Annotated in this window: 10 protein-coding genes and 2 riboswitches; of the genes, 3 read left to right on the top strand and 7 right to left on the bottom strand. The window is 70.4% G+C overall.

The annotated features are described in order from the left end of the window. Window positions 1–20: 20 nt before the first annotated feature. The 7 genes from gcvH to FHP08_RS03360 form a co-directional block, all read right to left on the bottom strand. A complete protein-coding gene (gene gcvH, locus FHP08_RS03385; protein WP_187272148.1) occupies window positions 21–407 on the bottom strand; it encodes a glycine cleavage system protein GcvH in 387 nt (128 codons plus the stop codon). 97 nt (window positions 408–504) lie between these two features. Further along, a riboswitch (glycine riboswitch) is annotated at window positions 505–611 on the bottom strand. Between the two features lie 3 nt (window positions 612–614). Then, window positions 615–714: riboswitch (glycine riboswitch) on the bottom strand. A gap of 110 nt (window positions 715–824) precedes the next feature. Then, window positions 825–3,320, bottom strand: a complete 2,496-nt coding sequence (locus FHP08_RS03380; protein ID WP_147702869.1) for an ATP-binding protein — start codon at window positions 3,318–3,320, stop codon at window positions 825–827. A 4-nt stretch (window positions 3,321–3,324) separates the two neighbouring features. Further along, entirely contained in the window at window positions 3,325–3,456 is a 132-nt protein-coding gene (locus FHP08_RS18725; RefSeq protein ID WP_267285475.1) for a response regulator, read from the bottom strand. A gap of 2 nt (window positions 3,457–3,458) precedes the next feature. Continuing rightward, complete coding sequence (locus FHP08_RS03375) at window positions 3,459–3,635, bottom strand: response regulator (RefSeq protein WP_147702868.1); 177 nt, start codon at window positions 3,633–3,635, stop codon at window positions 3,459–3,461. After that, the gene (locus FHP08_RS03370; RefSeq protein WP_147702867.1) at window positions 3,636–4,856 is read right to left on the bottom strand and encodes an EAL domain-containing response regulator; all 1,221 of its coding nucleotides are present in this window, start codon (window positions 4,854–4,856) and stop codon (window positions 3,636–3,638) included. It abuts the gene before it with no gap. 33 nt (window positions 4,857–4,889) lie between these two features. Then, window positions 4,890–9,032 (bottom strand): PAS domain-containing protein, encoded by a 4,143-nt coding sequence (locus FHP08_RS03365; protein ID WP_147702866.1) that lies wholly within the window; start codon window positions 9,030–9,032, stop codon window positions 4,890–4,892. 71 nt (window positions 9,033–9,103) lie between these two features. Then, window positions 9,104–10,042, bottom strand: a complete 939-nt coding sequence (locus FHP08_RS03360) for a DMT family transporter (protein WP_225879012.1) — start codon at window positions 10,040–10,042, stop codon at window positions 9,104–9,106. 91 nt (window positions 10,043–10,133) lie between these two features. Here FHP08_RS03360 and FHP08_RS03355 point away from each other — a divergent pair, with 91 nt between their 5' ends. The 3 genes from FHP08_RS03355 to glcF are packed head-to-tail and all read left to right on the top strand — an operon-like array spanning window position 10,134 to window position 14,048. Beyond that, window positions 10,134–11,642, top strand: a complete 1,509-nt coding sequence (locus FHP08_RS03355; protein ID WP_147702864.1) for an FAD-linked oxidase C-terminal domain-containing protein — start codon at window positions 10,134–10,136, stop codon at window positions 11,640–11,642. 4 nt (window positions 11,643–11,646) lie between these two features. Beyond that, a complete protein-coding gene (gene glcE, locus FHP08_RS03350; RefSeq protein ID WP_147702863.1) occupies window positions 11,647–12,780 on the top strand; it encodes a glycolate oxidase subunit GlcE in 1,134 nt (377 codons plus the stop codon). A 23-nt stretch (window positions 12,781–12,803) separates the two neighbouring features. Then, window positions 12,804–14,048, top strand: a complete 1,245-nt coding sequence (glcF, locus tag FHP08_RS03345) for a glycolate oxidase subunit GlcF (RefSeq protein WP_147702862.1) — start codon at window positions 12,804–12,806, stop codon at window positions 14,046–14,048. The last annotated feature ends 27 nt before the right edge of the window (window positions 14,049–14,075 follow it).

Genomic DNA, 14,075 nt, shown 5'->3' with positions numbered 1-14,075 from the left:
GGAGTCGCTCCTGCGGAGGGTCAGGCCGCGCCGGGGCCGGCGGCGTAGGCGGTGGCGTCGAGCAGACCGTCGATCTGGCCGGCGTCGTCGGGCCTGATCCGGAACAGCCAGCCGCCGGCGAAGGGCGCCTCGTTGACCGTCTGCGGCGCGTCGGCCAGCGCTTCGTTGACCGCGACGATCTCGCCGGTCACCGGTGCGTAGACGTCGGAGGCCGCCTTGGTGGACTCGACCACCACGCAGGCCTCGCCCTGCTCGACGCGGCGGCCGACTTGGGGCAGCTCGACGTAGACGAGCTCGCCGAGGGCGTCCTGGGCGTGATCGGTGATGCCGACGGTGGCGGTGCCGTCGCCTTCGCGGCGCAGCCACTCGTGGGAGGCGGTGTATTTCAGATCGGCGGGATTGTCCAAGGCGGGCTCCAGAGGCGTTCGCGAGTCGGCGGGTCGGGCGCGTGCGGCGAAGGCTGAAAAGACGAAGGGCGGCCGGAAGAACCCGGCCGGCAGCCCCCTCTGTCCGTTTGCCTGAGACATTCAGCGGCGCGGAGTGGTCCGCGCCACCTGTTTCCTTCGGCGAGCCGCGGCCCGGTCACGACCGGATGCAGCTTCTCTCCAGAGCGCCGAACCGCTGAAGTCCTTTTGCCTGAGAGTTTCCGGGGCGATACACCTTCGGCGCCGCGCGGGCCTGCAGGGCCTGCGCGATCTCTTCCACAGCGGTTGTTCGGCTCGCGGGAGGATGCCAACCGGGCGGGGCGCTGTCAAATCTCCATGGTCGTCGAGGAGCGCACGGGGCGGCCGGCCGCGGGCATCGTCGCAGAGATGCCGACGACCCTAGCGGGGTTCGAAGGGGGGAGATCGCCTCGCCGCCTCGAACTGTCGCAGCACCGCTGAGACGAGTTCACCGCGCGTGTAAGGCTTCGGAAGAACCTCGTAGCGGGCGCCCGCCAGCTCGGCTTGCTCACGGATCTCTCCGTCGTAGCCGGTGGTCAGCAGGATGGGAAGGCCGGGCCGCTGCCGGTGGACTTCGTCGGCCAGCCGGCGGCCGGACATGCCGGGCATCATCACGTCGGTGAAGACGATGCCGATCGTCATGTCGGTCGACAGGATCGAAAGCGCCTTCTGGCCATCGGGCGCCGGTATGCAGCGAAAGCCGGCGTCGGTCAGCATGCGCATGGCCTGCATGCGGACCAGGTCGTTGTCCTCGACGACCAGCACGGTCTGGCCTGAGGCGCCGGTGCCCGGCACCGTGCGAGGCAACCCGGGCGGGCTGTCGGCGGCTTCGACCGCCGGCAACAGCAGCTCGAAGCGCGCGCCCCGGCCAGGCTCGCTGGCGACCCTGACGAAGCCGCCGGACTTGCGCGCGAAGGCGAGCACCATCGGCAGTCCGAGACCGGAGCCGAGCCCCGTCTGCTTCGTCGTGAAGAATGGGTCGAATATCCGCTCCAGCAGTTCGGCAGGAATGCCGTGGCCGGTATCGCTCACCGTCAGCCTGACGTGCGGCCGATCCATCGCGGGCGGCACGGAATGGGCCGGCTCGAGGTCCAGCGGCTTGAACAGGTCGGCGGCAATCGTCACCACGCCGCCTTCGGGCATCGCATCGCGTGCGTTCAGCGCGAGGTTCAGCAAGGCGGTCGAGAACAGCGCGGGGTCGACCAGGCAATGCGGAAGGTCTGGCGCGAGCCGAAGTTCCAACCGGATGGAATCGCCGATCGCGCCCCGCAGCATCTGCTCGGTCTCGATCACCAGTGCCGCGATGTCGGCGAGGTGCGCCTGCACGTTCTGCACGCCGGTGAAGCTCAGCAGCTCGCGCGTCAGCGATGCCGCCTTGTCGGCGGCCTGCTGCATCGCAGCCATCACCTGGGCTTCGACGGTGCCCGCCTCGAAGCGGCCCCGCATCAGGTCGACGCCGCCGACGATGACGGTCAGCAGGTTGTTGAAATCGTGCGCGATGCCGGCGCTCATCTGGGACATCGTTTCGGCGCGAACCTCCTGGAGATGCCGCCGCTCCAGGGCCTTGCGGGCGCTGATGTCGCGCACCAGGGTGACCGAGCGGATGTCGCCGCGCTCGGTGGTGACCAGCCGCGACGCAACCTCGACGAGGATCGGTCGGCCGTCGCGGTGCCTGAAGCGCAGCTCTCCGACGAATTCGCCGGTCTTCTCCCGCCTGCGCACCGCCGCCGACAAGGTGCCGCCGTCGTCGAAGACGAGCTGCTCGCGGCGCAGTCCGACGATCTCGCGCTCGTCGTAGCCGAGCATCGCGCACGCTTGCCGGTTGGCGGCCAGCACGGTTTCGGGCGGATCGTCCGTGACCGTGCTGACCGCGTAGATCGCGCCGTCGACGATGTTGTCGAACAGGAACTGGTAGAGCTGCTGCTTCTCGTCGAGACTCATGGTGAGCGAGCGCAACTGCATTTCGCGTGCCTCGAAGTCGTGCAGCGCGACGTGCAGCCGTTCGGACAGCGCGAGGCAGAACGGCCGGTGACTGCTCGACCACGGCACGTAGGGCCCGTGCGTGAGCAACAGCAGCGCCACCGGCGAGCCGTCTCGCCGGTGCACCGGCAACAGGCCCGCCTGCCGCGGGCCGCCGCCGCTCGCCACCGCGACGGCCGCCGGCGAGGGCGTCCGAAGGTCCGGTGCAAGCCGATGCCCGCGGGCTGCCTCGTGCAGCGCCGCCAGGAGCACGTCGTCGGCCCGCAGCGACCAAAGCAGACGGTCGGGCAGGCCGCTGGCCGGATCGACCGAGTACAGAGCCGCCGAAGCGGCATCGTCCTGGTTGCTTGCCAGCGCCTCGCGCAGTCCGCCGAGGAAATCGGCGACGTCGCCGGTCGCCGGGCGCAGCGATGCGATCGCGTCGAACACCGCCTGCCGCCTGGCCGTCACGATGCGAGCGGTGGTTTCCACCGCTGCCGACAGGAAGCCGAGCACTCGCCCGTCCTCGTCGAAGACCGGACTGTAGGAGAAGTCGAAGTAGCACTCCTCTGGCGGGCCATGCTTGCTCAGCGCGAGCAGCGTGTTCTCGAAGTTCAGCGTATTGCCCGAGTCGAAGATGGTGTCGATGGCCGGCGCGAGGAAACTCCAGATCTCGCCCCAACACTCGGCCGCAGGCGCGCCGAACGCCGCCGGGTGCTTGTCGCCATAGATCGCGTTGTAGCCGTCGTTGTAGATCTGGACCCGGTGCGGCCCCCAGGCGGTGGCCATCGGCATGCCGGATGAGAGCACGGTGCGCACCGTCGCGCGCATGGCAGCGGGCCATCGGTCGACGGGGCCGAGCGGCGTGTCTTCCCAGCGGTGATTCTCGAACAGTGCGAGGTTGCGCGGCGATGCCATCGGGTCAGCTCAGGAGATTCTGCAGTCGCATGGCCAGATCCACGCGGCGGAACGGCTTGCTGAGAAGCTCCACCCCCGGGTCGAGACGACCGTGATGGATGATCGCGTTCTCGCTGTAGCCCGACACGTAGAGCACCTTCAGGTCGGGGCGCCGGGAGCGGGCAGCCCGGCGTCGATCGCCGCCAGGGCATCGTCGCCGTTGCCGAAATCGTGCACCGAGTAGCCGAGATCGACAAGCACGCTCCGTGTGAACTCGCGCACCAGCGAATCGTCCTCGACCAGGCAGATCGCTCCGGAGCCTCGCGGCGCCTTCATTCAGCGCGCTCTCGCGGTCCGGTCCGGCTGGGTGTGGCGCTCGAGCCAACGGATCGTGTCGTCTCCGCTCATCGGGCGCGCGAAGAGGTAGCCCTGGGCGCTGTCGCAGCCCGCCGCGGCGAGGAAGGCGAGGACGGCCTCGTTCTCCACGCCTTCTGCCGTGACGGTCAGGCCCAGGCCGTGGCCGAGGCCGATCACGGCGCGACAGATGGTCTGCGACTCGCTCGATTCGATCGCCCCGGCCACGAATGTCCGGTCGATCTTGAGCTCCGAGAATGGCAGGCGGGCGAGCTGCACCAGGGACGAATGCCCGACCCCGAAATCGTCGATCGACAAGTGGAAGCCCTTGAGCCGCAGCCGCGTCAGGAGGTCGAGGGCCGCCGACGGATCGTTCATCGCGGCGGTCTCGGTCAGTTCGACGATGATCCGGCGCGGGGCGATGCCGGCCTTGCGGCACCACTGCTCCATCCGGTCGGCGAGCCCGTCGTCATCCAGCGAGCAGGCCGACAGGTTCAGGGAAAGCCTGGTGTCGCTGGCAGGCAGATTGTGCGAAAGCCAGCGCAGACCCTCGTCGAAGACCTGCTCGGTCAGGCTGTCGATCAGTCCCAGCTGTTCGCAGGGGCCGATGAAGCGGTCCGGGCTGACGATGCCATGCTCCGGATGCCGCCATCGCACCAGCGCCTCGAAGCCGGACACCACCTGCGTGGCGCAGTCGATCCTGGGCTGGTAGAAGACCTGGAACTCGCGGCGCGACAGTGCCGCGCGCAAGGCACCTTCGGAGACGTCCAGGTCGGACTGCGGCGCACCGCGCTTGCGCCCGACGCGGGCCGAGTCCGCTGGCGCGCCGATCTCCAGCAACGCGCGCAGGCTGGCGCTGTTGAACGGCTTGGCCGCGACGCCGGCGATGTTCAGGCCGTGCTCGGATGCCGAGCGGCGCGCCGCCTCCAGCACCCTCGAGCCGGCGCCGCTGGTGATGATGATCGCGGCCGAGCACTCGATCGCGCCGAGTCGGCGCAGGATCTCGATGCCGTCCACCTCCGGCATCACCAGGTCGAGCGCGATGTGGGTCGGCTGCCAGCGCTCGAACTCGGCGAAGAACTCGGCGGCCATCACCGTGGTACGGTAGTCGAAGCCTTCGCGCTTGGCGATCAGGCCGATCGTCAGCCCGACGGCAGGGTCGTCGTCGAGGATCAGCAGGCGTCCTGGGGGCGTCATCGGCATGTGTGTCTCGTCGCCATGGGACTTCGAGTCAGGTCACGGTCGGGTGGCCCGCAGTGCGGCGCGGACCATGCCCGCAAGTTCCGGTTTGCGGTAGGGCTTCGGGAGAAGGATGACGGGAGCGTCTTCCCGCGAGGTGTCCTCGACGCTGGATTTCGCGTAGCCCGAGGTGTAGAGCACGGCGATGCCGGGACGAAGCGTCCTGGCCTGTCGCCCGAGCTGGCGACCGTCGATGCCGCCCGGCATCACGATGTCGGTGAAAAGCAGGTCGACCGGCAGGTCGCCACGCAGGCAGTCGAGCGCCTGCAACGCGTCGTTCGCGCAGGTCACCTCGTAGCCGAGCGTCGTCAGCAACCGGCGGGCGTGCGCCTGGACGAGCGGATCGTCCTCGACGACCAGCACCGCCTCGGTGCCTCGCGGAACCTCCTGCTCGGCGAGCGCCATGTCGGGGGCAGGCCCGGCCTCGCCGGCTCTCGGGAGCCAGAGGCGTACCGTGGTCCCGCGGCCGACGGACGATTCGATCGCGACCCGGCCGCCGGACTGGCGGGCGAAGCCGTAGACGATGCTCAGCCCGAGGCCGGTGCCCTTGCCCGTCTCCTTGGTGGTGAAGAACGGGTCGAACACGCGTTCGAGGTGCTCGGGCGGGATGCCTTGTCCGGTATCCGAGACGACCAGCACCACGTAGTCGCCCGGGTTCAGCGACGTGCCGGCGGCGCCGTCGCCATCGCCATCGAGAATCCGGCAGTGTTCCACCGCCAGCCGGAGCCGTCCGCCCGCGGGCATCGCGTCGCGCGCATTCACGCAGAGATTCAGGATCGCAGCCTCGAGCTGGACACGGTCGGCGAAGGCGAGCCAGCGCGCGTCGCCCGCGGTCTTTGCCAGGTCCACCTCGACCGCGGACGTGAGCGCGCGACGCAGCAGCGAGTCCATCGCCTGCAGCGTGTCCTCGATCGAGACCGCCCGTGGGGTCAGCGGCTGGCGGCTGGAGAAGGCGAGCAGCTGCCGGGTCAGTTCGGCGCCCCGCTGCGCGGCCGACAGCACCATCTCGACCGTCGGCAGCAGGGATTCGAGCGCCGGCTGCTGGGCTATCTCCTCGCCCAGCAGCTCGGCGTTGCCGACGATCACCGTGAGAAGGTTGTTGAAGTCATGCGCGATGCCGCCCGACAGCAGCCCGACGGATTCGAGGCGCTGCGCCTGGTGCAGCTGCAGCTCGAGGGACTTGCGCGCGGTGGCATCGGTGCTGATCGCGATGATGCCGGTCGGCTGGCCGTCGGCATCGAACATCAGCGACCAGCTGCTCTCGATCGTCAGCGGCATGCCGTCGATTCGCTTCTGGTGCAGTTCGCCGGCCCATTGCCCGTCCTCGGCCACCCGCCGGCACGCGGTCTCGTACTCGCGCTGGTCCTGATAGATCATCGGCAGCAGCGGCTGCCCGAGCATCTGTGCGGCGCTCCATCCGTACAGGCGTTCCGCGCCGCGGTTCCAGTACACGACGCCGCGCTTGAAATCGCGCACGACGATCGCGTCGCGGGCGGCGTCGAGCAGCGCCGCCTGCTGGGCAAGCTGCGCGTTGCGGCGTCGCGCGTCGGTGACGTCCGTCATGCCGCCGATCATTCGGCGCGGCTCGCCGGCTTCGTCGTAGAGCACGACGACGCGATCCTCGATCGTCGCCACCGAGTCGTCCGCCCGAAGGAACCGGTACTCGCCGTGCAGCGACGCCTTCCGGGTCGCGATGGCATCACGGACCGTCTCGAGCACCCGGTTCCGGTCGTCGGGGTGAATTCGCGAGGTCCACCAGCGAGTGGTGGCCACCGGCGCCTCACGCCGGTAGCCGAGGATCGTCTCGATTCCCTGGTTCCACCATACGGAGCGGGTCGCGAAATCGTAGTCCCAGATCACGTCGGTCGAGGCTTGCGCAACCGCCCGGAAGCGCGCCTCGCTGTCGCGCAGCGCGCGCTCGGCGGTGCGGCGATGCGTGATGTCCTGGCAGGCGCCCTGGATCCGGACGACGATGCCTTCCTCGTTGCGGACCGCCTCGCCGGTCGACCGGACCCAGGCTGCGATGCCGTCCGCGCGCAGGATCTCGAACTCGCCGTCGAAGGGCGTGCCGTTGCGGGCGCACGCCACGAAGGCCGCCTCGATCGCGCTCCGCCATGCGGGCGTGTAGTACTCGACGACCCGCTGCAGCGTCGGGTGCGTGCCCGCGGGCTCGCCATGAATGGCGGCTGCCTCGTCCGACCATACGATCAGGTCAGAGCCGCGCTCCCACACCCAGCCGCCCAGCGAGGCGGTGCGGCCGGCGATCTTCAGGAGTTGCTCGCTGCGCCGAAGGCCCTCCTCGGCAGCCTTGCGGGCATCGATGTCCTCGACGATCGCGATGATCTCGCTCGGTTCGTCATCGTCTTCGGAGATCGCCGTCAGCGTGAGCCGGACCCAGGCCTGCGAGCCGGCGCCTCGCAGGATCAGGGTGTCGGTCGAGAAGCGTTCGAGCCGGCCCGAGGCGAGCTTCGCCAGTTCGCCGATGATCGGTGCTCGCACGGCCTCGGGCAGCACCGACGCCAGTCCGATCGGCGGCAGGTCTGCCTCGTCATGCCCGATCAGTGTGCAGAACGCGCGGTTCGCTTCCCCGATCCGCCCGTCGGCCGAAAGGGTGACGATACCCACCGGCGCATCGGCGAGCAGGCGCCGGTAGCGACGCTCGCTGCTGCGTATCCGGTGGTTCATCCGGAAGATCTCGCCGGCCCGCAGGATCACCTCGGCGGCGACGCCACCATCGCCTGCCGGCGTCCAGGCCGGACTCGGCGCGGCGTCGCCGGATTGCTCGACCTGGTTGGTCAGCTCGGTGACGTCCTCGACCCGGTGGATCACGTAGGCGACCGTGCCTTCCCGGCCGGGCACCGGCGTGTTGACCACGCTCCAGTAGCGGGTCTCGAAGCCGCCGCCGAGCGACGCCGGGCGCGGGATCGGATAGCGCTGGATGGCCATCACGTCGGATTGTCCGGTGCGGCAGACCCGGCCGAGCGAGGCGCTCAGCGCTGCCACACCGCCGGCGTCGCGATCGCCGGGCGCCTCGGGAAACACTTCCTGGACAGGGCGACCGACGATCGACTCGCGACGCGTCATGGTCGCCTCGAGGTAGGCGTTGCTGACCGCCACGATCCGGTAGTCGGGCGCGGAAAGCACCAGGTACAGCCCCGGCGCATGTTCGAAGAGCGCGCTGAAGCTCGCGCGCGCCGCTTCCGCTTCCCGGCGTGCCCGCCTCTCGGAGGCGAGCAGGGCGCGCCGCTCGTTCTCGGCCTCGACCTGCCCGGTGATGTCGCGCACCGTGCCTGCGATCCGGTGGACAGCGTCTGCACCGGACCGCGTCGACAGGCAGCGCTCGTGCACATGGCGAATGCCGCCGTCCGGGAGCACGACCCGGTAATTCACTTCGTAGTTGCCACCCCCGGCCAGTGCCTGCTTCTGGATTCGCCGCATGCGTCGGCGGTCGTCAGGATGGACCCGGCCGATGAAATCGGCGAACCGGAGGTCGGTCGGCGCGGCGGGCAGGCCGAACAAGCGCGCCGTCTCTTCGCTCCAATACAGTCGGCCGTCGCTGTCGCGATACTCCCAGCTGCCGACCCCCGCAATGGCCTGGGCCAGCGCCAGGTGCGCGGCCCGCTGCTCCAGCCGCGCGATCTCGCGGTCGCGCTCGACGAGTCGCTGCTCCGCGCCGTCGAGCCGGCGCTGCAGCGCGCGCAGCGCGGCGGCCTGATCGGCGAAGGCCGCGAGCACGTCGCGCCGCGCGTTCTCGAGTTCCGCGGAGGGGCCGTTCGCCTCTTCGCCGAAATCCAGGACTGCGAGTACGCCGGATTCGTCAGTCGACGACCGGACCGGGGCACAGAAGACCCGCTGCAGACGGCGGCCGCAAGCGGCGCGGGGCAGCGGATCGGCCGGGGTCGCCGGCGCGGCCTGCGCACAGCGAAGGAGGATCTTCGCTGGGTCCTCGCCCTCGCGCAGCCCTACCGCGTGGCGCAGCCGCGTGCCGCTGCCGTCGTTCCATTCCAGCACGGCGGCGCTTGCGCGGCACGCGCGCGCGCAGTGATTCAACAACACGGTGAAGTCCGTGCCGTGATCGTCGTCGACCGGTTCGTCTGGCCGGCCGGGCGTGTGTGTGAGCTTGCCGGACACGATCGGCATTCGGAGATTGTTGGCGTTCGACGCTGTCAGGATAGGGGCTGTCAAGGTGCGACGCCAGTCGGGCGGACCGCCTAAACCGCTTCCCGGTCACCCTCGGGCCGACGAACGGCGGGCGGGGCGCCCGCGATCAGCACGATTCCGACAGCAGCGCAGACCAGGGCGACCGCGTGACCGGGGCCCGGCGACTCGCCGAGGAAAGCGATCGCGACCACGCTCGCGGCCAGGGGCATCGCGATCGTGAACACGCCGCTGTGGTTGGCCGGAACGTGCCGAAGCCCGCTCAGCCACAGCCAGGTCGAGATCATGCTGGCGGCCAGCGCATAGAAGAGCAGAAGGGCCCAGGCCCCGGCGCCGACCGCGCCGAAGTCGAAGCCGGCCGCCTGCCACAGGCCGAGCGGGGTCATCAGGGCGAGGCCCCACAGGTTCAGCAGCGCCGAGATCCGCCTGGCCGACAACCTCGCGGTCAGGCGCTTGCCGAGAATCACGTAGACCGCTTCGCAGAACACGCAGCCCAGCACCAGGAGATTGCCGACGAGCGACTGCGCGTCCTGCCCCGCGCCGCCGCGGGCGAGGGTCAGGACCGTGACGCCGCCGACGGCCAGCGCCACGGCAACCCAGGTACGCGGGCCCAGGCGCTCTCGCAGCACGAGCCAGGACAGCAGCGCGACCGCCGCCGGCAGTGTCGCCAGGATGACGCCGGCGGCGGCGGCCGAGGTCATCGACACGCCGCTCAGCATCAGGATCGAGAACAGGAAGTTGCCGAACAGCGATTGCACGAAGATCGTGCCGGCCAGGCCGCGATCCAGCGCGACCTCGCCCGGCTCGCGGCGCAACCAGGGGACCATGGCCACCGCGGCGATCGCGAAGCGCAGCCAGGCGAGCAGGAAGACGGGGAACGTGCCGGTCAGCGGCTTGCTCAGCGCCACGTAGGTCCCGACCAGGGCCATGCCGGAGAAGAGCAGCGCGTAGCCCTGCAGGCGGCGGGTGGGCGGGAATTCAGGCTGCGTCACGGCCGGCCAGTGTAAAAGAACTTCGACCTTCGGGTATCTTCCCCGGCGCCGCCTCCGGCGATACTGTCGGGGATCGGGAGAGAATCCAGCCATGAACACCGTCTACGAAGATCGTTTCGCCGATCTGGCCGCCGCGCCGCCGCCGGGCCGGCAGCAGCAGGTCGTCGAGCGCCTGAGGGCGCTGCTGCCGCCCCACGCGCTGCTCTTTCGCGAGGAAGACGTCCGCCCCTACGAGTGCGACGCCCTGACGGCCTTCAGGCAGATGCCGATGGTGGTGGCCCTGCCCGAGACCGAGGAGCAGGTCGTCGGCATCCTGAAGGCCTGCCACGAGCTCGAGGTGCCGATCGTGGCGCGCGGCGCTGGCACGAGTCTCTCCGGCGGCTCGATGCCGCACGCGGCGGGGGTGGTGCTGTCGCTGGCCAAGTTCAACCGGATCCTGGCCATCGACCCGGTGGCGCGGACCGCCCGCGTGCAACCCGGCGTGCGCAACCTGGCGGTGTCCGAGGCGGCGGCGCCCTACGAGCTGTATTACGCGCCGGACCCGTCGTCGCAGATCGCCTGCTCGATCGGTGGCAACCTGGCCGAGAATTCAGGCGGCGTGCATTGCCTGAAGTACGGCCTCACCGTCCACAACGTGCTGCGGGTGCGCGGCTACTCGGTGGCCGGCGAGCCGGTGGAGTTCGGCAGCGAGGCGCTCGATTCGCCGGGGCTGGACCTGCTGTCGGTGGTCATCGGCTCCGAGGGCATGCTCGCGGTGACCATGGAGGCCACGCTCAAGCTGGTGCCCAAGCCGCAGCTGGCGCGCGTGGTCATGGCTTCGTTCGACGACGTGGTCAAGGCCGGCGACGCGGTGGCCGGCATCATCGCCGCCGGGATCATTCCCGCCGGGCTCGAGATGATGGATCGCAAGGCCACCGTGGCGGTCGAGGAGTTCGTGCGGGCGGGCTACGACCTCGATGCGGCGGCGATCCTGCTGGCAGAGTCAGACGGCACGCCGGAAGAGGTCGCCGAGGAGATCGTCCGCATGGAAGCGGTGCTCCGCGAATCGGGCGCGACCCGGATCCAGGTCTCCGAGTCCGAGGCCCAGCGCCTGCTCTTCTGGTCCGGCCGCAAGAACGCCTTTCCGGCGGCGGGGCGGGTGTCGCCCGACTACTACTGCATGGACGGCACGATCCCGCGCAAGAACATCGGCCGACTGCTCGCCGACATCGCGGCAATGGAGGACAAGTACCGCCTGCGCTGCATGAACGTCTTCCACGCCGGCGACGGCAACATGCATCCGCTGATCCTGTTCGACGCGAACGATCCCGACGAATGGCACCGCGCCGAGTTGTTCGGCGCCGAGATCCTCGAGCTGTGCGTGGAATACGGCGGCACCGTCACCGGCGAGCACGGCGTGGGCATCGAGAAGATCAACTCGATGTGCGTGCAGTTCTCGCCCGAGGAGCGCGCCGCCTTCTTCGCGGTCAAGCGCGCCTTCGATCCTCCGGGGCTGCTCAATCCCGGCAAGGGCATTCCCACGCTTGCGCGCTGCGCCGAGTACGGAAAGATGCACGTCCACGCCGGCCGCCTGGCATTCCCCGACCTGCCGAGGTTCTGAAACGATGAGCGACTCCCCCTCGCAGGCCGCGCTGGTGCGCCTGGCCGACCGGATTCGCGCGGCTGCCGAAGCCGGCAGCGCGCTGCGGATCCGTGGCGGCGGCACCAAGGATTTCTACGGCTGCGAGCCGCGCGGCGAGGTGCTCGACACCCGCGATTACCGCGGCATCGTCTCCTATGAGCCGACCGAGCTGGTCATCACCGCCCGTTGCGGCACGCCGCTGTCCGAGATCGACGCGGCGCTGGCCGAGAAGGGGCAGTGGCTGCCCTTCGAACCGCCCGCCTTCGGCGCGGGCGCGACCGTCGGCGGCATGATCGCGGCCGGACTCTCCGGCCCCGGCCGCCAGTCGGCCGGCGCGGTGCGCGACTTCGTGCTGGGCGCGGCCATGCTCGACGCCCAGGGGCGGGCGCTGAACTTCGGCGGCCAGGTGATGAAGAACGTGGCCGGCTACGACCTGTCCCGATTGCTCTGCGGCTCGCTGGGCATCCTGGGCCTGGTTGCCGAGGTTTCACTGAAGGTGCTCCCGCAGCCGGCCGCGACGGCCACGGTGACCATGGCGCTCGACCGCCCGGCGGCGCTGCGCATGCTCAACGAGTGGTCCGGCCGGCCCTTGCCGATCTCGGCCAGCGCCTGGCTGGGCGGCACGCTGGCCTTGCGGCTGGCGGGCGCGCGCGCGGCGGTCGACGCCGCGGTCGCGTGGTTCACCCGCGAGCACGGCGCCCAGCCGCTCGATGGTGAGGTGCATCGCTTCTGGAGCGCCGTGCGCGGGCAGACCCTGCCCTTCTTCGACGGACTGCCCGGGACAGGACAGGCGGCCGGGGCGGGCCAGGGCGCCGGCGCGCTGCCCCTGTGGCGCCTCTCGGTGCCCTCGGTGGCCCCGCCGCTGGCCTTGCCGGGCGAGGAGCTGATCGAGTGGGGCGGCGCGTTGCGCTGGTGGCGCACCGACGCCGAGCCGGCCGCGATCCGCGAGGCCGCGGCCCGTGTCGGCGGCCACGCCACGCTGTTCCGAGGCGGCGATCGCCGGGCCGGCGTGTTCGCGCCGCTGCCGCCGGCGCTGCTGGCCCTGCATCGCCGCCTGAAGGCCGAGTTCGATCCCAGGGGCATCTTCAACCCGGGCCGGATGTATCCGGACCTCTGACCCGCAGCGGGAACACGCCGAACATGGAAACCCATCTCGCCGACTGGCTGAAAGGCACCGCCGACGGGGCCGAGGCCGAAGCGATCCTGCGCAAGTGCGTGCATTGCGGCTTTTGCACCGCCACCTGCCCGACCTACCAGCTGCTCGGGGACGAGCTCGACGGTCCGCGCGGTCGCATCTACCTGATCAAGCAGGTGGTGGAGGGCAAGCCGGCCACCGTCGCCACGCTGTCGCACCTCGACCGCTGCCTCACCTGCCGCAACTGCGAGACCACCTGCCCCTCCGGCGTGCGCTACGGGCACCTGGTCGACGTGGGACGCAAGCTGGTCGAGAAGCAGGTGCGGCGCCCTCTGGGCCAGCGCCTGGTGCGCGCCGCGCTGCGCGAGGGGCTCACCCGTCGCTGGCTGTTCGACCCGGCGATGCGGGTGGGGCAGGCGCTGCGCCCGCTGCTGCCGGCCACACTGCGCGACAAGGTTCCCGAGCGCCGGCCCGCCGGCGGCTGGCCGACCGGCCGGCACGAGCGCAAGGTGCTGATCCTGAACGGCTGCACGCAGCCTGCGATGATGCCCGGCATCGACGCGGCCACCGCGCGCGTGCTGGACCGCCTGGGCATCGAGACGGTGGTCGAGGCGCGCTCGGGCTGCTGCGGCGCGATCCGCCAGCACCTGAACGACCCCGACGGCGCGCTGGCCGACGTGAAGCGCAACATCGCGGCCTGGTGGCCGCACGTCGAGGCCGGCGCCGAGGCGATCGTGATCAACGCTTCCGGCTGCGGGGCCATGGTCAAGGACTACGCCCACCTGCTGCGCGACGACCCCGAGTGGGGCCCCAAGGCCCTGCGTATCGTGTCTTTCACCAGGGATCTCGCCGAGTGGCTGCCGGAGCAGCTCGCCGCGGCGGCGCCCGCCCTGCGCGACAAGCTGGCCGCCCGCGGTGCGCCCAAGGTCGTCTTCCATCCGCCCTGCACGTTGCAGCACGGCCAGCAGATCCGCGGCGCGGTCGAGAAGCTGCTGGCCTCGCTGGGCGTGCCGCCCTTGCCGGTGGCCGATGTCCACCTGTGCTGCGGTTCGGCCGGCACCTATTCGGTGCTGCAGCCCGAGCTCTCCAGGCAGCTGCGCGAGCGCAAGCTCGCCAATCTGCAGGCCGGCAAGCCCGACCTGATCCTGTCGGCCAACATCGGTTGCCTGGCCCACCTGCAGGCCGGCACCGGCACCCCGGTCCGGCACTGGATCGAGTGGCTGGACGAGGCGATGGCGGCGCCTGGCTGACGTTCACCGGTTCCGCGCTGCCGCTCG

Origin of the sequence: Zeimonas arvi (assembly GCF_008039575.1) — a bacterium.
Lineage (GTDB): Bacteria > Pseudomonadota > Gammaproteobacteria > Burkholderiales > Burkholderiaceae_E > Zeimonas > Zeimonas arvi.
This window is presented reverse-complemented; position numbering and strand designations above follow the sequence as displayed.

Coding starts and splice junctions, on each gene's coding strand:
- glcF (WP_147702862.1), top strand. CDS start 12,804: ATGGAAACCCATCTCGCCGACTGGCTGAAAGGCACCGCCGACGGGGCC.
- FHP08_RS03355 (WP_147702864.1), top strand. CDS start 10,134: ATGAACACCGTCTACGAAGATCGTTTCGCCGATCTGGCCGCCGCGCCG.
- FHP08_RS03365 (WP_147702866.1), bottom strand. CDS start 9,032: ATGCCGATCGTGTCCGGCAAGCTCACACACACGCCCGGCCGGCCAGAC.
- FHP08_RS03370 (WP_147702867.1), bottom strand. CDS start 4,856: ATGCCGATGACGCCCCCAGGACGCCTGCTGATCCTCGACGACGACCCT.
- FHP08_RS03375 (WP_147702868.1), bottom strand. CDS start 3,635: ATGAAGGCGCCGCGAGGCTCCGGAGCGATCTGCCTGGTCGAGGACGAT.
- glcE (WP_147702863.1), top strand. CDS start 11,647: ATGAGCGACTCCCCCTCGCAGGCCGCGCTGGTGCGCCTGGCCGACCGG.
- FHP08_RS03380 (WP_147702869.1), bottom strand. CDS start 3,320: ATGGCATCGCCGCGCAACCTCGCACTGTTCGAGAATCACCGCTGGGAA.